The 18,083-nt window shown below is 59.9% G+C and carries 14 protein-coding genes and 1 tRNA gene; 5 read left to right on the top strand and 10 right to left on the bottom strand.

Annotated features, from left to right (window positions below; all coding sequences use genetic code 11):
* Positions 1 to 87: 87 nt before the first annotated feature.
* On the bottom strand, positions 88 to 1,992 hold the full coding sequence (gene dibA / locus NPS56_RS13420) for a phosphodiesterase DibA (protein ID WP_274075039.1): 1,905 nt from the start codon (positions 1,990 to 1,992) through the stop codon (positions 88 to 90).
* Positions 1,993 to 2,138: 146 nt separating this feature from the next.
* Between dibA and desA the strand changes: the two genes are divergently transcribed.
* On the top strand, positions 2,139 to 3,323 hold the full coding sequence (gene desA / locus NPS56_RS13415; RefSeq protein ID WP_274075038.1) for a delta-9 fatty acid desaturase DesA: 1,185 nt from the start codon (positions 2,139 to 2,141) through the stop codon (positions 3,321 to 3,323).
* Between the two features lie 148 nt (positions 3,324 to 3,471).
* Positions 3,472 to 4,458: a GGDEF domain-containing protein gene (locus NPS56_RS13410; protein WP_274075037.1), complete on the top strand. Its 987-nt coding sequence runs from the start codon at positions 3,472 to 3,474 to the stop codon at positions 4,456 to 4,458.
* Positions 4,459 to 4,567: 109 nt separating this feature from the next.
* Here the strand turns inward: NPS56_RS13410 and NPS56_RS13405 are convergent, their stop codons facing one another.
* The 3 genes from NPS56_RS13405 to gabD form a co-directional block, all read right to left on the bottom strand.
* Positions 4,568 to 5,782 (bottom strand): response regulator, encoded by a 1,215-nt coding sequence (locus tag NPS56_RS13405; protein WP_274075036.1) that lies wholly within the window; start codon positions 5,780 to 5,782, stop codon positions 4,568 to 4,570.
* A 138-nt stretch (positions 5,783 to 5,920) separates the two neighbouring features.
* A complete protein-coding gene (gene gabT, locus NPS56_RS13400; protein ID WP_274075035.1) occupies positions 5,921 to 7,198 on the bottom strand; it encodes a 4-aminobutyrate--2-oxoglutarate transaminase in 1,278 nt (425 codons plus the stop codon).
* Between the two features lie 200 nt (positions 7,199 to 7,398).
* Positions 7,399 to 8,841 carry an NADP-dependent succinate-semialdehyde dehydrogenase gene (gabD, locus tag NPS56_RS13395; RefSeq protein WP_274075034.1) on the bottom strand — a complete coding sequence of 481 codons (1,443 nt, stop codon included), beginning with the start codon at positions 8,839 to 8,841 and terminating at the stop codon, positions 7,399 to 7,401.
* Between the two features lie 348 nt (positions 8,842 to 9,189).
* Here gabD and NPS56_RS13390 point away from each other — a divergent pair.
* Together NPS56_RS13390 and NPS56_RS13385 are read left to right on the top strand one after the other, a co-directional pair.
* Positions 9,190 to 9,266: transfer RNA gene (locus NPS56_RS13390), tRNA-Arg, on the top strand.
* Positions 9,267 to 9,438: 172 nt separating this feature from the next.
* A complete protein-coding gene (locus tag NPS56_RS13385; protein WP_274075174.1) occupies positions 9,439 to 10,446 on the top strand; it encodes an Abi family protein in 1,008 nt (335 codons plus the stop codon).
* Positions 10,447 to 10,689: 243 nt separating this feature from the next.
* Here NPS56_RS13385 and NPS56_RS13380 read toward each other — a convergent pair whose 3' ends face one another.
* The 5 genes from NPS56_RS13380 to NPS56_RS13360 form a co-directional block, all read right to left on the bottom strand.
* The gene (locus NPS56_RS13380) at positions 10,690 to 10,959 is read right to left on the bottom strand and encodes a hypothetical protein (protein ID WP_274075033.1); all 270 of its coding nucleotides are present in this window, start codon (positions 10,957 to 10,959) and stop codon (positions 10,690 to 10,692) included.
* A gap of 20 nt (positions 10,960 to 10,979) precedes the next feature.
* Positions 10,980 to 11,594: a hypothetical protein gene (locus NPS56_RS13375; protein ID WP_274075032.1), complete on the bottom strand. Its 615-nt coding sequence runs from the start codon at positions 11,592 to 11,594 to the stop codon at positions 10,980 to 10,982.
* A complete protein-coding gene (locus NPS56_RS13370) occupies positions 11,591 to 12,172 on the bottom strand; it encodes an RNA polymerase sigma factor (RefSeq protein ID WP_406591440.1) in 582 nt (193 codons plus the stop codon). Before NPS56_RS13370 ends, NPS56_RS13375 begins: the two co-directional genes overlap by 4 nt.
* Positions 12,173 to 12,201: 29 nt before the next feature.
* A complete protein-coding gene (locus NPS56_RS13365; RefSeq protein WP_274075030.1) occupies positions 12,202 to 13,914 on the bottom strand; it encodes a vWA domain-containing protein in 1,713 nt (570 codons plus the stop codon).
* Between the two features lie 87 nt (positions 13,915 to 14,001).
* A complete protein-coding gene (locus tag NPS56_RS13360) occupies positions 14,002 to 14,565 on the bottom strand; it encodes a YbhB/YbcL family Raf kinase inhibitor-like protein (protein ID WP_274075029.1) in 564 nt (187 codons plus the stop codon).
* Positions 14,566 to 14,705: 140 nt separating this feature from the next.
* Between NPS56_RS13360 and NPS56_RS13355 the strand changes: the two genes are divergently transcribed.
* Entirely contained in the window at positions 14,706 to 16,226 is a 1,521-nt protein-coding gene (locus NPS56_RS13355; protein WP_274075028.1) for an apoptosis inducing factor family protein, read from the top strand.
* Between the two features lie 96 nt (positions 16,227 to 16,322).
* Here the strand turns inward: NPS56_RS13355 and NPS56_RS13350 are convergent, their stop codons facing one another.
* Positions 16,323 to 17,834: a YdgA family protein gene (locus NPS56_RS13350; RefSeq protein ID WP_274075027.1), complete on the bottom strand. Its 1,512-nt coding sequence runs from the start codon at positions 17,832 to 17,834 to the stop codon at positions 16,323 to 16,325.
* Positions 17,835 to 18,083 lie beyond the last annotated feature (249 nt).

Here is an 18,083-nt window from a genome sequence, read left to right as displayed (position 1 = left end):
AGAATGTTTATATAACCAGAAGACATTATTTGGTGGGACAAGGGTTTGCGGCGTTGAAGATCAAAAGATCGCAGCCTGCGGCAGCTCCTACAGGGTCCAATCCAGCTCCGTTGCTGGCACCGGCCGCCCAAACCAGTAACCCTGCCCCAGATCACTGCCATGCTCGAGCAGAAACGCCGCCTGTTCGACCTGCTCGATGCCCTCGGCTTGTACCTGCAGGCCCATGCTCTGCGCCAGGGCGATGATGACCCGTACAATGGCCGCGTCGTCCTCGTCCCTCGGCAACCCGGCGACAAAACCCTGGTCGATCTTGAGTTTCTGTACCGGCAAGCGCTTGAGCCGCAACAGCGACGAATAACCCGTGCCGAAATCATCGATGGCCAGCCGCACACCCAATTCCCGTAGCCGGTGCATGTGCTCAAGCGCGACCTCCGGATCTTCCATCACCGCGCTCTCGGTGACTTCCAGCTCCAGGCAGTCCGGGTCCAGGCCGGTTTCGCGCAGCACCTGAGCCACTTGCTGGTACAGCTCGCGGCCGGCGAACAGTCGCGATGAAACATTCACCGCGACAAACGACAGCTTCACGCCCGCCTGTTGCCACTGGCACATCTGCTGGCAGGCCTGGCGCATCACCCAGGCATCGATCCGGGCGATAAGCCCGGTTCGTTCGGCAACCGGAATGAATTGCGCCGGAGACACCAGACCGCGCTGCGGATGCTCCCAGCGCACCAGCGCCTCGACGCCGACCAGGCGACCACTCTTGAGATCGTGAACTGGCTGGTAAAACACCCGCAGCTCGTCTTGTTCAAGGGCCCTGCGCAGTTCAGAAGCGATCTCGACCCGCTGCCGGGCCTGGGCCGTCAACGCTTCGGTGTAAAGGGCATAGCCATCACGCCCGCCGCTCTTGGCCTTGAACAGCGCCGAGTCGGCGTTGCGCAACAACTGCTCGGCACTCAAGGCGTCACTGGGGAACAGGCTGATACCGATGCTGGCGTTGATGAACAGCCGATGCCCGTGGATATCGAAAGGCTCCTTGAGGCCCTCGATGATCCGCTGGGCCAGCGCCGCGGCCTGCATCAATTGCGGACAGCTCTCGGCCAGCACGGCGAACTCATCACCACCCAGGCGCGCCAAGGTGATAGCGGGGTCGAGCATCGCAGTCAGGCGTTCGGCCACCGCCTTGAGTACTTGGTCACCGATCGAGTGCCCAAGGCTGTCGTTGATCATCACGAAGTGATCCAGATCGATCATCAGCAACGCGCAACCCCGCTTGTGGATCTGCGCCGACGCCAGGGCATGCGTGGCACGGTCGGTGAACAGCAGGCGATTGGGCAGGCCGGTAAGCGGATCGTGATGGGCCAGGTGCCTCAGTTCGTTTTCCGAGTCCTTGATGGCGCTGATATCGGAAAATACCGCCACGAAATGACTGCAACGCCCCAGGTCGTCGTGAATCATGCGAATGGTCTGCCATTGCGGATAGATTTCGCCGCTTTTGCGCCGGTTCCAGATTTCGCCGCTCCACTCGCCGACGCTGTTGAGGGTGGCGAACATCGCCTGATAGAAGGCCGGTGGATGATGCCCTGACTTGAACAGACTGGGTTGATGCCCCAGCACTTCTTCACGCTGATAGCCGGTGATCGCCATGAAGGCGCGGTTCACATGCACGATCAGCCCCTGGTGATCGGTGACCAACACGCCTTCACGGGTGCAATCGAACACGGCGGCCGCCTGGCGCAGACGCTCGCGGTCTTCACTTCGTTCGGGCAATTTCGCGTCGACACCCAGGCAACGCAACAATCGCGTCCGCGCCATGAAGATCAAGCCGGCGGTCACCACCACCCAGGCATAACCGTTGATCAGTTGCCAGCGTAAGCGCTCGGCCGAGTTATCGAATAAACTGCTCAATAAATAGCCACTGAACAGCATCCAGATGACGGAAATCAGTAGGTAGAGCAGCGCTGCACGCACGGCATCGCGATAACTGGCAGACATAAGGCTGTCCATGTCCCTACGAAAAAGTCGGGATTATAGTTTAAAGACACATCCTGCCACTCTTATCTGAAAGGGCGACTGGTTTTATCTGTCCGCTTGGTGATAATGCATCGGCTGTTTTTTCTTTTTCGAGGGCCCAATAGCCTATGTGGTACCAAGGTTTTCTCGGCTTGTCGCCCTGGTCTCTGGTGGCAGTCACCTTGCTGATGACCCACGTCACGATCATCGGCGTCACGGTCTATCTGCACCGTTACTCAGCCCATCGCTCGCTTGAGCTGAATGCTGGCCTGAAACATTTCTTCCGCTTCTGGCTGTGGCTGACCACGGCGCAGAACACTCGCGAGTGGACCGCCATCCATCGCAAGCATCACGCCAAGTGCGAAACTGTCGACGACCCGCACAGCCCGGTGATCAAGGGTTTGTCCACCGTGCTGCGCAAAGGCGCCGAGTTGTATCGCGCCGAAGCGGAAAACCCCGAGACACTGCGCATCTACGGCAAGAACTGCCCCGATGACTGGATCGAACGCAACGTCTACACCCGCTTCCCACTGCTGGGCGTGGCGATCATGGGCGTTATCGACCTGCTGCTGTTCGGCACCATCGGCATCACCATCTGGGCCATCCAGATGATGTGGATCCCGGTGTGGGCCGCCGGCGTGGTCAATGGCCTGGGCCATGCCGTCGGCTACCGCAACTTCGAGTGTCGCGATGCAGCGACCAACCTGGTGCCCTGGGGCATCCTGATCGGTGGTGAAGAGCTGCATAACAACCATCACACCTACCCTAACTCGGCAAAACTGTCGGTGAAGAAGTGGGAGTTCGACCTGGGCTGGGCCTGGATCCAGGTGTTCAGCTTCCTGCGCCTGGCCAAGGTCCAGCGGGTCGCGCCGATTGCCCACCGCGTCGAAGGCAAGGGCAACCTGGACATGGACACCGCGATGGCGATCCTCAACAACCGCTTTCAGATCATGGCCCAGTACCGCAAGCTGGTGATCGGGCCGTTGGTCAAGCAAGAGCTGGAAAAGGTCGATCACTCGGTGCGCCACCAGTTCCATCGCGCCAAGCGTTTGCTTTCGCGGGAAACCAGCCTGCTGGACGACAAGCACCACGTTCGTATCCAGACCATGCTCGAACACAGCCAGGCGCTGAAGGTCATCTACGAGAAACGCCTGGCCTTGCAGCAGATCTGGGTCAAGACCAGCTCAAATGGTCACGACATGCTGGCCGCCATCAAGGATTGGGTACACGAAGCGGAAGCCAGCGGGATTCAATCCCTGCGTGACTTTGCCGATCAGTTGAAGACCTATTCCCTGCGCCCAAGCGCTGCCTGACACCGTTGATCGGTGCGCCCTTTAGCAGGGCGCACCCTTCGGAACTTCGCTACAAATCCCTTATCTCAAAGACACTTCGCCATCCTGGCGGGCTTGAACGTGGCCGCTTCGAACCTGGAGCGACGCACGCCCTTTGAGATTTGTGTCGATGGTCAACAATCAACAAGACTCATCCCCTGTGCAGTGGCCCGAGGCCGCGCAAACCCTGATGGCGCTGATGCACGCCCAGGGCGAGGTGGCGCGCCTGAGCGAGCGTGAACAGCTGTTCAGCACCTTGCTGGTGAGCGTCAACGCGGTGCTGTGGGCATTCAACTGGGAAACCCGTCAGGTGCTGTATGTCAGCCCTGCCTATGAACGGATTTTCGGCCGCAGCGCCGACCTGCTGCTGGCCGACTACAACCAATGGCGCGACAGCATTTACCCCGACGACCTCGAGTACGCCGAGCGCAGCCTGGCGGACGTGCTGGTCAAGGGCGCCGTTGAAGATCGCGAGTACCGGATCATGACCGCCGACGGTCAGCTGCGCTGGCTCAGCGACAAGTGCTTCATCAACCGTCAGGCCGAGCCTGGTCAGCCGGTGATCATTGTCGGCATCGCTGAAGACATCACCGACAAGAAGCAACTGGAGTCCGAACTGCAACGGCTGGCGACCACCGACGCCCTGACCAGCAGCAGCAACCGCCGGCATTTCTTCGAAGGCGCCGAGCAGGAATTCGAACAGGCGCGACAACAGGGCACGCCGCTGTCGTTTCTCATGCTGGACATCGATGATTTCAAGGTGATCAACGACACCTACGGCCACCAGGAAGGCGATAACGTGCTGCAGCACATTGCCGACAGCGGCCGCGCGGCGCTGCGCCGCGGTGATCTGTTCGGGCGCATTGGCGGCGAGGAATTCGCCGCGGTGTTCCCCGGTTGCACGCCGCAGATGGCCCTGCAGGTGGCTGAGCGCGTGCAACGGGAGATTCAGAGCCTGAGCTTCAACCATGATGGCCAGACGTTCGGCATCACCGTCAGCCAGGGCCTGACCAGCCTTACGGCCGAGGATGAAAGCGTGGAAAACCTGTTTGCCCGGGCGGATGCGGCAATGTACGAGGCCAAGCGCCAGGGCAAGAATCGCATCATCACCGCCTGAACGGCACGGTCCCTGTAGGAGCTGGCTTGCCAGCGAAAGCGGCGTACCTGACTCACCGCGCTGTCTGGATTCGCTGGCAAGCCAGCTCCTACAAAGGGCGGTGTAAGGCTTATTTTTTGCGCATCCTTACCAACTCCGGCAAGCCGATCTTCAGCAACCGCGCCGTCCGGCTATTGGCCAGCGTCTCAAGGCCCTCATGCTCGTTCAGGCGCGCCAGTTGCGCCGCCATGTTCATCACCAGGGCTTCACGGGAGTAAACCCCGCCACCGAGCTGGTAAGCGGCTGCAATCAGCTGTCGCAGCTCCAACGGTAGACGCCAGCGGGTGCGCAACGCCGAACCGTAGGCGGCACTGAACTCGGCCAATGCCTCGCCCACTTGCTCCTGCTCGTCCAGTTCGCCACCGGCCTGTTTCCATTCCTGCAAACAGCGCAACAACGCCAGGTCGCCCAGTCGATGCAGCATGCCGGCGCAGTAGCAACGCGCCTGGTCCAGATCCAGCAAGCGCGCCAGCGTTCGCGCGTACTCGGCGGTGTGCAGCGACAAATCCCAGTAACGCTCGGCATAGTCCGCCAGCTGCGGATCGCTGAGCCGAGCACTGCGCTTGAGCGTCAGGCCCAGGATCAGGTTCATGCTTTGCCCGGTGCCCAACCGGTGCAGGGCCTGGCTCAGGGTCTGCACAGCGGTGCCATGGTGCTGGGCGGCACTGTTGGCGGCGGCGATCAGCACGGCGGTAACCTGTGGATCGGTGCGGATCTCGTCTTCCAGCACCGTCAGATCCAGGCCGTTGGGGTTGAGGCTTCGTTTGACCGCCACTTGCACGTCGGTCATCAGCGGCGCGCCCTCCGCCAGCTCGCGGCGGCGCTCAAGGAACACCGGCAAGGTCATGCCTGGCGCCAGCGCCGGCACTTCGCACGACACCTCTTCCCCAGCGTTGAGCAGCAACACCTGCAGGCGCTGGGTCAGGCTGGCCATGTTCAGGGGTTTGGTCAGGTAAGCAGCAGGGGCCAGCGGCAAGGCCTCACGCACGCTCGCACTGTCGTTGCGGCTGCTCATCAGAATGAACGGCAACGGTGGATTGCGTTTGCGCTGACGCACACTGCGCAACACATTCAGGCCATCGACGCCTGGCAACCCCCAGTCGGCGATGACCAGGTCGTAAGGGTTTGACGCCAGCAACTCCAGCGCCTGCTGACCATCGGCACACAAATCCAGCCGTGCATCGCAGCGAACGTTCAACAACACTTCCTTGAGCAGATCGCGGGACCACGGGTCGGCCTCGGCGATCAACACTCGCGGAATCGCGGGTAAAATGACGACTGTCATACAGCTCTCCCTGGCAATCCGTGAACCTTAAGCCAAAGCCGGCCACCGGATACAGCGCTAATACGCGGGTTGTGTTTTCGGGGGGTATGAAAAAACCCGCCGAAGCGGGTTTTTTGTGAAGCAGGTCACACTCGGTGATCAGAGCTCGGAGAAGCACTCTTCGATGATCGCCAGGCCTTTGTCCAGTTGCTCGTCCGGCGAAGTCAGCGGTACCAGGACGCGCAGAACGTTGCCGTAGGTGCCGCAGGACAGCAGGATCAGGCCCTTGTCGCGAGCCTTGGCTACAACGGACGCTACAGCTGCAGCGTTCGGCTTGTGGCTGTCGCCGTTTTCGAACAGCTCTACCGCGATCATCGCGCCCAGGGCACGCACTTCACCGATCACCGGGTACTTGGCCTGGATGGCTTTCAGGCCAGTCACCAGACGCTCGCCGACTGCCTTGCAGCGGTCCAGCAGGTGCTCTTCTTCGAACACTTCCATCACGGCCAGGGCCGCGGCGCAAGCGATCGGGCTACCGGCGTAGGTGCCGCCCAGGCCGCCTGGAGCGATGGCGTCCATGTATTCGGCCTTGCCGCACACACCGGCCAGCGGGAAGCCGCCAGCGATGGATTTGGCGAAGGTGGTCAGGTCGGCAGCAACGCCCATCTGTTCCATGGCGAAGAACGTACCGGTACGGCCAGCGCCAGTCTGTACTTCGTCAGCGATCAGCAGGATGCCGTGCTGGTCGCACAGGGCACGCAGACGCTTCATGAATTCTTTCGGCGCGACGTAGAAACCACCTTCGCCCTGAACCGGCTCGATGATGATCGCGGCGATGTCTTTTGGCTCGGCATCGTTCTTGAAGATGCGTTCGATGGAAGCGATCGAATCGTCGATGCTCACACCGTGCAGTTCGTTCGGGTACAGCGCGCGGAAGATGCCGCCTGGCATCAGGCCCATGCCGGCCGAGTAAGGCACGACTTTACCGGTCAGGCCCAGGGTCATCATGGTGCGACCGTGGTAAGCGCCGGTGAACGCGATCACGCCGGCACGGCCAGTGGCGGCACGGGCGATCTTGATCGAGTTTTCCACGGCTTCGGAGCCGGTGGTGACCAGCAGGGTTTTCTTGGCGAAATCACCAGGCACCTTGGCGTTGATTTTTTCGCACACTTCTACGTACGGTTCGTAAGCCAGAACCTGGAAGCAGGTGTGGGTCAGCTTGTTCAGCTGCTCGGTCACGGCCGCGATGATTTTCGGGTGCACGTGGCCGGTGTTCAGTACAGCGATACCGCCAGCGAAGTCGATGAACTCACGACCTTCAACGTCGGTCACGGTCGCGTTCTTCGCCGACTCGGCGAAAATCGGGTGAATCTGGCCAACACCACGTGGAACAGCATTGGTACGGCGGGCCATCAAATCAGCGTTAGTCTTGCTCATTACATTCCTCATTCGCCGCTCATCGGTCGGCGTGGCTCAAGGATTAAGCGGTGGGGAGGTAACTGAGGCAGCATGCGATGATCGACTGCCACAGCTTTCCCGACCACAGAGAAAATTCCGGTTTGAAGCAGCGCAAAGGGACAGCGCTCTCGTGCCCTTTGCGCTTGAAGCAATGCCTTGCCGGGCTTATGCCCTCGAGCTTAGATGCCCAGGCAGAGGTATTTGATTTCCAGGTAATCTTCGATGCCGTACTTGGAGCCTTCACGGCCCAGGCCCGAGGCCTTGATACCGCCGAACGGCGCGACTTCGTTGGAGATCAGCCCGGTGTTGACGCCGACCATGCCGTATTCCAGGGCTTCAGCCACACGGAACACACGACCCAGGTCGCGAGCATAGAAGTACGAGGCCAGGCCGAACTCGGTGTCGTTGGACATCGCGATCACGTCGGCTTCGTCTTTGAAGCGGAACAGCGGCGCCAATGGACCGAAGGTTTCTTCCTTGGCCACGGCCGCGTTGTTCGTCACGTTGGTCAGGATGGTCGGCTCGAAGAAGTTACCTTCCATCGATTTGCCGCCGGACAGTACGGTGGCGCCTTTGGCAACGGCGTCGGCAATGTGCTCTTGCACCTTGGCCACGGCTTTTTCGTCGATCAGCGGACCAGTGGTGGTGCCGTCTTCCAGACCGTTACCGATCTTCAGCTTGGCCACGGCCACTTTCAGTTTCTCGGCGAACGCGTCGTAGACCGAATCCTGAATATACAGGCGGTTGGCGCAGACGCAGGTCTGGCCGTTGTTGCGGTATTTGGAAATGATCGCGCCTTCGACGGCCTTATCCAGGTCCGCGTCGTCGAACACGATGAACGGCGCGTTGCCGCCCAGTTCCAGGGACACTTTCTTGATGTCCTTGGCGCATTCCGACATCAGCTGGCGACCGATTTCGGTCGAACCGGTGAAGGAGAGCTTGCGCACGATCGGGTTGCTGGTCAGCTCGCTGCCGATGTCGCCGGCGCTGCCGGACACCACGCTGAACACGCCAGCCGGGATGCCGGCACGCTGGGCCAGTTCAGCCAGGGCGAATGCCGAGAACGGAGTTTGCGAAGCAGGCTTGAGCACCATGGTGCAACCGGCGGCCAGGGCCGGGCCGGCTTTACGGGTGATCATGGCAGCCGGGAAGTTCCACGGGGTGATGGCAGCGGTCACGCCGATAGGCTGCTTGATCACGATCAGGCGCTTGTCTGGCTGGTGGCCCGGAATCACGTCACCGTAGATGCGCTTGGCTTCTTCGGCGAACCACTCGATGAACGATGCGGCGTAAACGATTTCGCCCTTGGCTTCGGCCAATGGCTTGCCCTGCTCCAGGGTCATCAGGCGAGCCAGGTCGTCCTGGTTCTCGATGATCAGCTCGTACCAGCGACGCAGCTTGTTCGCACGTTCTTTGGCGGTCAGTGCACGCCAGGCCGGCAGCGCTTTGTCAGCGGCTTCGATTGCACGGCGGGTTTCGGCAGCGCCCATTTTCGGCACGGTGCCCAGAATTTCGCCCGTTGCCGGGTTGTTGACCTTGATCGTCTGACCATTGTCCGCATCAACCCAAGCGCCATCGATGAAGGCTTGCTGGCGGAACAACTGGGTGTCTTTAAGCTGCATGTCGGCTTTCCTTAACAGCACCGCGACAGGCGCGGAGCAAATTATGATTGTAGAAAGGCGCCTCAGTAGGCTGCCGTCAGGGAAATCATTCACCGGGCTGAAGCACATAAATAGCGCACTGATTCAAATCGTGCGGTTCAGCACCCAGACAAGAGCGTTTGAAATCTCAAACGAATCCTAGGATCAAAGGGGGTAAAGGACAATAGGCCGTTCGAAAAAAAGAACGAAAACCTCTTTTTTGCTGCAAATTTCTGATCAACGTAGCAAACGCAGGTTACGCTTTAAAAAAACACAGGCGATTCAGCAGCATGGACGCCTGCAACGCATATGAGTATCATGGCGCCCGCTGCACCAGTAGCTCAGCTGGATAGAGTACTGCCCTCCGAAGGCAGGGGTCGTGGGTTCGAATCCCGCCTGGTGCACCATACGTAAAAACGAGAAAGCCTCAGGCCGTAGGGTCTGGGGCTTTTTTGTGGGTGCTCGGTTTATCTGAACGACTACGAAATGATAAAAGGTGCAGCGAACGTCGAGTTGCCTCTAACGCTGAATTCAGCGTCCTGCACAACTCGCTGCCAAGGAGTGCAAGGTGATATGCAAATGATGCAAGGCTATCCAAAGCCGTGGCAGAGCTACCAAATGCAGCTTGATTTGCTGATGGTTCGAGGAATGGTTGTAACAGACCAAGCCAAAGCGCTGGAATATCTGGAGCGCATAGGTTACTACCGCCTAAGCGGTTACTGGTTTGCATTCCGCGAACGCACTGAGCTCTGCTGCCCACTCGATCAACAAGCTCGTACAAAGCCAACCAGGACGAAGCCGACTCGACTTCCGCTCGACAGTTTCAAGCCTGGCACGACATTCCAGAACGCAGTCGACCTGTACGTCTTCGATAAGAAACTGCGACTGTTGACCATGGATGCCTTGGAGCGCATTGAAATTGCTTTACGGGTGGACATTTCCCACGGGCTCGGCAAACACGAAAAGTTTGCCTACCTACGACCTGATCTGTTCCATGAAAGCTTTTCCACTCGACTGGACGGTAAAACCGGACTGACTAAACATCATGCCTGGCTTGGTAAACACGCTGCGTTGATCAATCGCTCGAACGAAGACTTCATTCGCCACAACAAGGAAAAGTACGGACTTCCATTGGCGGTGTGGGTGGCATGCGAGGTTTGGGACTTCGGCACGCTTTCGACGCTTTACGCTGGCATGGCCGAGGCAGACCAAGATGCTATTTCGCAGGAGTACGGCATCAGCAACGGCAGGGTTTTCGCCAGTTGGCTGCGCAGCCTGAATTATCTACGCAACGTCTGCGCCCATCACAGTCGTCTGTGGAACCGAAATATTGTCGATCAACCGAAGCTGCCATCTGAGGACCAAGCGCCAAACTTGTCAGCTTTCCATGATGACGCACACCGCCGGGCTCGTCCGTTCATGCTTTTGTGCATCACCCAGCATCTGATGAAAGTCATCAACCCATCATCGAGTTGGGGAAAACGATTGAAGGCGTTGCTGGAAAACGATTTCCCTGATCTGACGCATCTGGACCTCAGCCTGGAAGGGATGGGAGTCGACCCAGACTGGAAAAAGCGCGACTGGTAAGCGGAAAAATTTCAGGCAATAAAAAACCCCTGAGCAATCTCAACGCCGAAGCGCATCAACCGACAGGGGCCGTGTTGTGGCCGATTATAAGGTTTGAGGACATCTCGTCAACTGCCGACAAGCAGGCCATGACTCCCGACTTTCCGTTCCGCAATATGAAAGAGAAACCATACATTCAAGAGTGTCTTGCGACTCGTAACCCTTCGAATTGCTGTTAATAATCCTTTGGCGGCAGCAGCTTATTCACTCCGTCGTCCAGTCAAACTCGTCGTATTCATCATCCTCGTCGTCCTCGAATTCTTCCCCTTCAAGAACATCTTCTTCCTCAGCATTAGCCTCTTCCTGCTGATTCAGCAGAAAATCCTTACGGCTCTCGGTAATTGCCCGCCGTAATTCCTCGCCCTTTTCCGGGCAGTTGAGCATTTGGGCGATGCGGTCGATTTTTTTTGTCACGGCATCCTCCAACGCATCGACTATGGCCCGATAGTGCGCGCTTTCGGGCCTTGATGCCAAATCGTCGAGCGTTGGGCCGATCAGTTTTTCTGCAGATCCTTGAGTCGGGCGCTGAGGTTTTCTTCGGGAAAGCGTTTGTGCAGGTCGGCCAGCAGTTTGTCGGCGGCTTGCTTGTGCCCGGTTTTTTGCAGGTGCAGCACTTCGCGCAATTGCTCATCCAGGGATTTCACCGGGGGCGCGGCGCGCTTGCTGGACTTGGCTTCGTCCGCCATGTCGGCGCTGAAGGATTCTGCTTGTGCCGGGGCTGCCGATTCCGCCATTGGTGCGGCGGGGGCCGGGGCGGAGAGCGCGCCAGCCGGGGCTTTCAGGGAACGGGCCAGCGCTGGCGGCGCTGCTTCGGCTTCCTGTTTGGCCACCGGTGCCGCAGGCGCGAAGTCGTAGCTGGGTACTTGCTCAGGCGAACGCTGGACCAGCGAGAGCATCAGCGCGATGCCGACGAGGCTGGCGAATGCCACTTGCCAGCGGGGTTGCTGGCAGCCGCGAAGCCAGCGTTGCCACAGGCCTGGCTTCGGTGCAGGCACTGCGCTGCGTGCGGCGGCCAGGATCGACGTGTCGAGATGCGCCGGGGGTTCGCCGGTGGCGTGCTCGCGGTAATGTTCTAGCGTTCGGTCGGTTGTGTGCTTGGCGTCAGTCATGTCAGTACCTCCTCGGCCAGCAGCCGACGCAGTTTTTGCTGGGCGTAACGCAAGCGGCTCTTGACGGTTTCCAGCGGTGTTTCGGTGAGGGTGGCGATCTGCGGCAAATCGAGATCGCTGTAGGCGCGCAGCAGGAACACTTCGCGCTGGTCGGCGGGCAAGGCTTGCAGGGCGGCCTCCAGACGCTGGCTGTCACGGCTCAGGCTCAGCAGTTGCTCGGGATCGGTGGTGTCATCGGGCAGAGCATGGGCTTGTTCGTCATAGCTGTCGTGCAGCGGTTGGTGGACGCCATGTTTGCGCCAGTGATCGATCAAGCGGTTGCGGGCAATCTGGTAGAGCCAGGTACGAAAAGTCGCCCGACCTTGTGGCTGACTGCCGCTGCGGATCAGGCTCAGCCAGGTTTCCTGATAGACCTCCTCGGCGAGTTCCGCCCTGCCGCTCAACCCCAGCAGAAATCGGTACAAACCCTGGCGGTGGCGCGCGTACAGAATCTCGAACGCCGCGCCGTCGCCCTCGCGATAACGGGCCAGCAGCGCTTCGTCGCTGCTGGCCTCGGAGCTGCTTGCGGGCGCAAACAGCTGGCTGATGAACCCCTTCAATCGGCTCACTATTCAATCCGTCGTTCAGTGGCAGTTGGATTCGACGCGGTGGTGGTGCGCAGGCTCTGCGCCAGTTCCACCAATTGCACGAACTCGCTGCGCAGGCCGAAACGGTCATCGCCCCGGGCGCCGTGGGCCAGCGCTTCGGTGTCCTTGAGGCTGAACTCGCCGGTGTAGCGTCCGTCCTTGAGCTGTTGGGAAAAAGCAGCCACTGCTGCAGCAAAGCGCAGGTCATCGCTTGCTTTGCCAATCGGGGAATCAACGATCGGGCGTTCGATCAAGCGACTTTTCCCACCTTCCGGCAACTGATAACGCACCCGCAGCATCGCCAATTCGCCATGCTTTTCAGCAATAGCGGCGCCCGGTTGAGCGTAGCGCAGCGGTTCCAGCCAGCCCTTCTCACCCTTGGGGACAATTTCGTACAACGCAGTCACGGTATGTCCTGCACCGATTTCACCGGCATCGACCTTGTCATTGCTAAAATCCTCACGTTTCAACGCACGGTTTTCATAACCCAGCAGGCGATACTCGCTGACTTGCGCGGGGTTGAACTCCACTTGCAGCTTGACGTTTTTCGCCACGACGGCAAGGGTTGAGCCGAGTTGATCCACCAGCACCTTGCGCGCCTCACGCAGGTTGTCGATGTAGGCGTAGTTGCCATCGCCGGCATCGGCCAGTTGTTCCATCAGGTGTTCATTGTAGTTATCCACACCGAAACCCAGGGTGGTCAGAGATACACCCGTCTTGCGTTTATCCACAGCCATTTGTTTGAGGCTGTCGAAGTCGCTGACTCCAACGTTGAAGTCACCGTCAGTGGCCAATAGAACGCGGTTGATGCCCTTGGGGATAAACGCCTGTTGCGCCTGTTGATAAGCCAGTTCGATGCCCGAGGCTCCGGCGGTTGAACCGCCTGCAGTCAATTGCTCGATGGCTGTACGAATCTTCGCTTTTTCCCGTCCGGAAGTGGGCTCCAGTACCACGCGCGATTCCCCGGCGTAGACCACCAACGACACCCGATCCTGCTCACGCAGTTGATCGACCAGCAATTTCAGGGTGCTTTTGACCAACGGCAGGCCCTCGCGACGATCCATCGAGCCGGACACGTCCACCAGGAACACCAGGTTCGCCGGGGCCAGTTCCGCGGCCGCGCGATCCGAGGCCTTGATGCCGATGCGCAACAAGCGCGTATGCGAATTCCAGGGCGACGCCGCCAGTTCCGTGGTCACGCCGAAGGGCGAGCCATCGGTGGGCAAGGCGTAGTCGTAAGGGAAGTAATTGACCATCTCCTCCAGCCGCACCGCTCCTTCCGGTGGCAATCGCCCCTGGTTGAGCAAACGGCGGACGTTGGCGTAAGCACCGGTATCGACGTCGGCGCTGAAGGTCGAGACCGGTGTTTCGGCGACGCTGTGGATGGGGTTATCTGCCAGGGCCTGGTACTGCTCGCGCTGTTCGTCGCGATATCCCTGTGGATAAGCCTCGCCCGCAGGCATTGGCGCGAAGCCGGCCATCGGTGCGGGTCTGACATTGCGCTTGCTCATCGAGGCGTCAGCGTCGAGCAGTTCGTGATGCACCGACGATTCGGTTTTCAACTCGGCCTGGGCCGGCGATGACACAGAGGCGGAATCGGGCTTGGACGAAACACCACAACCGGTAACGGCCAGTAACAGCCCGGCGGCGAAACCCTGGGCGAGCGGACGAAGAACATGCAGAGGGAGGGACATGGGGGCTGACCTCAGGAGGAAATTGATCCATTCATCCTGTGAGACGGACAGCCCGAACGGTTGGGGTTAACCCGCGCTAAAAAATCTTCAGCGGTGGTAGCGCCGTACCACGCTGCTGTTTCTCAGCACGTGACCTTTGATTTTTTCCAGCAGCTGGGTGCGCGTCAGGCCGGCCGGCAGGGCATCCGGGGCCAGGTCCAGGGCGAAGAGCTGGATGATGTAGTGATGTGCGCTGTCGCCAACCGGTGGGCAAGGGCCGACGTACCCTGTCGTGCCTTTGCTGTTTGTGCCACCCACGCCCTCGAGCGCGGACTTGGCGCCGACACCCGCCGCAATCTGGTGGGTGCTGGCCTTGATGCCGTAATGCACCCAATGATCGACGCCCTGGCCTTTTTGCCCGTCCGGGTCGTGCATGACGATGGCGTAGCTGAGCGTGCCTGCAGGGCCGGCGTTCCAGTTCAGCGCTGGCGAGACGTTGTGCCCACCGCACCCCGGGGCATCGCTGGCGGCGGCCGCGGTGAACAGTCGGTCATCCGAGACGCCAGGGATGTTCAGGGTGAAACGCTCCTGGGCCGCCTGTGCCGGAAATTGCACGCAAAGGGCGACTGCTGCGGCCGCCAGCCAAGGGGTCAGAGAGGTCAATCGGGTCATACCGGGAGCACCTTGTGCGGGTGGGGCCGAGGTCGGCGAGCAAACTATAGCCGGACCGTTCGCGCGGTGGCAGTGGGAATTGGATGAACCTCGAGTCAAGCGCCAGACTCTTAATTGAAACGCCGGTCTGGAGAGCAATCATGACCCTGCATCGCGTTGCCCGTGCCGCCGATATACCCGAAGACCGCGGCCTGGAAGTCAGCGTCCAGGACAGCAAGATCCTCCTGCTGAAAGTCGGCGATCAATTACGCGCCTATCAAGGCGAATGCCCGCACGCCGGGGCGCCCCTGGCCGAAGGCGCATTCTGCAATGGCAGGCTGACCTGTCCGTGGCACAAGGCGCAGTTTCGGATCGAGGACGGCGGGTTGTGCGAGCCGCCCGCCCTGGACAGCCTGAAGCGTTACCCTCTCGAAGTGCGTGACGACGAAGTCTGGGTAGGCGACCAGCCGCTGCAGGACGCCCACACCCCGCCGGCCGATGACGAACGCGTCTTTGTGATTGTCGGTGCGGGCGCTGCGGGCACGGCGGCGGCATCGGCCCTGCGGGAAAAAGGATTTGGTGGCCGGGTGCTGCTGATCGACCGCGAAACAGCGGGTTATGACCGTACGGTGCTGAGCAAATTTGTGATCGCCGGTCAGACTCCACCGGATGAAGTCCCCGCCTTGCGCGATGAAGCGTTCTACGGCGAGCAACGCATCGAGCGGATCAACGCGCAAGTAACGAGCCTGGATGCTGAAAACCGGATAATGCAATTGGCCGACGGTCAGTCACTCGAATATGACGCTGCATTGCTGGCAACCGGAGGCATTCCCAAGCCATTGGAGTTACCCGGCGCCGATCTGCCGCAGGTCTTCGTTTTACGCTCCAGGGACCATGCCCGTCGGATCCTGGATAGCGCCAAACCCGGTCAGCGCGCGGTGATCATCGGCGACAGCTTCATCGCCATGGAATCCGCTTCAGCCCTGCGCCAATACGGTCTGGACGTCACGGTACTGGCCCGGCAACCGGTGCCTTTTGCCAAACAGTTCGGCGACAGCGTCGGCAAGGCGATCCTGGCCCTGCACGAGGCCAACGGCGTGGTGTACCGAACGGCGGGCGAAGCCGTGCAGATCGAAGGAACAACGCAAGTCGAAGCCGTACGCCTGGATAATGGTCAGCGTGTACCGGCAGACCTGGTGCTGGTCGGGATTGGCGTCACTCCGGCGACCGTGGCGTTTGCCGATCCACCGAAGGAAAAGGATCAGTCGTTGCTGGTTGACGGCGGGATGCGCGTGACCGACGGGCTATGGGCCGCTGGCGATATCGCTACCTTCCCCCTCAACGGTCAGCCGCAACGCATCGAACACTGGCGCCTGGCGCAGCAACAGGCGCGAATCGCGGCGGCGAACATGCTCGGTGGTGATGAACATTACCTCGATGTGCCGTACTTCTGGACCTGGCACTTTGGCAAAAACTACGACTACCTCGGCCACGCGCAAGGCTGGGACGAAGTCGAGTTCAAGGGTGATCCGAACAATCCGCCCTTTATCGGCCTGTTTGGCAAAAACGGTGTGGTGACGGCGGCCGTGGCCTGTGAGGAAGAGCGCACGATGGCGATGCTCGCCGAACGGATGAAGCAGCCGTTGCCCGTGGACGAGGCGTGGCGGTTGATCCGCGATTGAAATGGGCCTGTAGGAGCTGCCGAAGGCTGCGATCTTTTGATCTTCGGCGATACCAAAATCAAAAGATCGCAGCCTTCGGCAGCTCCTACAGGGTTCTTATGGCTCCTGGGCTACGCCTGGGCCAGCGAACTTGCTCATCACGAAGCCGACAAACTCCTCGACGGTCATTTTCTGGCCGTTGAATTCCACCTGGTTATTGGCGTAATGCAGTTGGCTGACGATGTTGTTGTTGTCCAGTTTTGCCAGCTGCGAGCCGACCGCCATGCTGCTGAACATATCGGCGGTGGCAGTGGCCTGATCGGCAACGAGCTTGGCGTCGGTCTGGCCGTCGATTTGCGACTGCACGGTGAGGATGTCGACGAGCATCGGCTTGGACACTTTCAGGTTGACGTCCAGCAACGCGATCATCTGGCGGACCAACTGGTCGGCGGGCAAGTCGATGGACTGCGGCTTGGTCAGGTTCAGCACCAGGTTGGCGCGGCTTTCGCCATTGGCAGTATTGAACGACAGGTTCTCCAGGGCCACCTGCGGGCCGGCCGCCAGCAATTGTTCCAGACCGGTTTTAAGCTGCGCCTCTTCCGCTTCGGTCAACTTCAGCTCAGGAACCGGTTGACCGGCCTCGGCAGCTTCGGCGGCGGCCTGCTCATAGGGTTGCAATTTTGTCTGGTAGATCTGCATCAGCGACAACGTCGCCGGGATGTCGAGGTTCTTCAGGCTCATGGCCAGCTGGGCAGAACCCACGGCCTTGCCGTTCAGGGACACTTCGGCAATCTTGTAATCGGCTCGCCCGGAAGCGCTGGTACCCGATTCCTCGGTGTGGTTCTTCATTTCAAAATTCTTCAAACCCAGCACTGACTGCTTGGGGCCGAAGGTGGTTTTGCTGTTGCTCAGCTCGACGGTGTTATCGCCGGTGTAATAACCGTAGGTGCTTTTTGCCAGGTTGCTGGCCAGGGTCAGACCACTCAATTCGACCTGCACGGGTGTCTGGTCTTCGGCGACGGTGGTCAGCTTCAGGCTGTCCATGTAGCCGTCGGCCTTGACCTTCTGCGCCTGGGCGCTGGCCGCGACGTCAACTTTCAGACCGGAAAACTTCAGGCTGGACTTGTCATCCAGTGCAGTTTCCAGCGGCAGCAATTCAAGCGTGCCGTTGGTGGAATTGTCGTAGCCTAGGTTGACCACCCCCTTGAGCGGCGAAGCGTCCTTGGTGGCGGCGAACCATTTTTCCGTGAGCGGGGTCTTCTCCAGTTCATAGTGACTGGTGGCCATGACCGGCAACCACTTCAGCGATACCAGGCGCGAGAACGGCAGCGGGCCGTGTTCGATGTGGTCGACAAACAGCAATTCGACCGGGGCCTCGCCGAACATTTCGCCCTCACCCTTGAGGCGGTAATGCGCCGTGCTGCTGAACACATGGCGTTCCAGGGATACCAGCTCCAGCGAGGCGGTGCCTTTGTAACCGACCATGGCGGCCTGCAACTGCTTGTTGGCATCCGCCAGGGAGGTGTTGAGTACACCTTCGATCTTGGTGCCGGTGAACCAGGCGCCGCCGGCGCTGATTGCACCGATGGCGACAACGATTCCCAGGAGCACGCCTGCTGATTTATTCATGAATGACCTGTTCAATGTCCGTTGTTGAAGGTGTGGTCGTCTTCCCTGAACCCTTGACGGGTGGCGGTCACGACTGCGCTGAAAGTGGGGTGCAGGTTAGCATCAGGCATGCAGGGCAGCCCAATGGTTAACGGTGAAAAAGTGTCTTGGCGAACACAAGATCGCCTTCGCTGGCAAGCCAGCTCCTACAGGTCTGCGTGATCCTTGTAGGAGCTGGCTTGCCAGCGAAGGCGTCTGTCCCGCCAACAA

Origin of the sequence: Pseudomonas putida (assembly GCF_028682635.1) — a bacterium.
Lineage (GTDB): Bacteria > Pseudomonadota > Gammaproteobacteria > Pseudomonadales > Pseudomonadaceae > Aquipseudomonas > Aquipseudomonas putida_AE.
The sequence above is the reverse complement of the archived record's forward strand: the minus strand, read 5'-3'. Positions and strand labels throughout refer to the sequence as shown.

What these genes read in the sequence shown, in the direction of transcription:
- NPS56_RS13405 (WP_274075036.1), bottom strand. Translation starts at nt 5,782, where the DNA reads ATGACAGTCGTCATTTTACCCGCGATTCCGCGAGTGTTGATCGCCGAG.
- NPS56_RS13355 (WP_274075028.1), top strand. Translation starts at nt 14,706, where the DNA reads ATGACCCTGCATCGCGTTGCCCGTGCCGCCGATATACCCGAAGACCGC.
- NPS56_RS13410 (WP_274075037.1), top strand. Translation starts at nt 3,472, where the DNA reads ATGGTCAACAATCAACAAGACTCATCCCCTGTGCAGTGGCCCGAGGCC.
- NPS56_RS13365 (WP_274075030.1), bottom strand. Translation starts at nt 13,914, where the DNA reads ATGTCCCTCCCTCTGCATGTTCTTCGTCCGCTCGCCCAGGGTTTCGCC.
- gabT (WP_274075035.1), bottom strand. Translation starts at nt 7,198, where the DNA reads ATGAGCAAGACTAACGCTGATTTGATGGCCCGCCGTACCAATGCTGTT.
- dibA (WP_274075039.1), bottom strand. Translation starts at nt 1,992, where the DNA reads ATGTCTGCCAGTTATCGCGATGCCGTGCGTGCAGCGCTGCTCTACCTA.
- desA (WP_274075038.1), top strand. Translation starts at nt 2,139, where the DNA reads ATGTGGTACCAAGGTTTTCTCGGCTTGTCGCCCTGGTCTCTGGTGGCA.
- NPS56_RS13360 (WP_274075029.1), bottom strand. Translation starts at nt 14,565, where the DNA reads ATGACCCGATTGACCTCTCTGACCCCTTGGCTGGCGGCCGCAGCAGTC.
- NPS56_RS13375 (WP_274075032.1), bottom strand. Translation starts at nt 11,594, where the DNA reads ATGACTGACGCCAAGCACACAACCGACCGAACGCTAGAACATTACCGC.
- NPS56_RS13385 (WP_274075174.1), top strand. Translation starts at nt 9,439, where the DNA reads ATGATGCAAGGCTATCCAAAGCCGTGGCAGAGCTACCAAATGCAGCTT.
- NPS56_RS13350 (WP_274075027.1), bottom strand. Translation starts at nt 17,834, where the DNA reads ATGAATAAATCAGCAGGCGTGCTCCTGGGAATCGTTGTCGCCATCGGT.
- gabD (WP_274075034.1), bottom strand. Translation starts at nt 8,841, where the DNA reads ATGCAGCTTAAAGACACCCAGTTGTTCCGCCAGCAAGCCTTCATCGAT.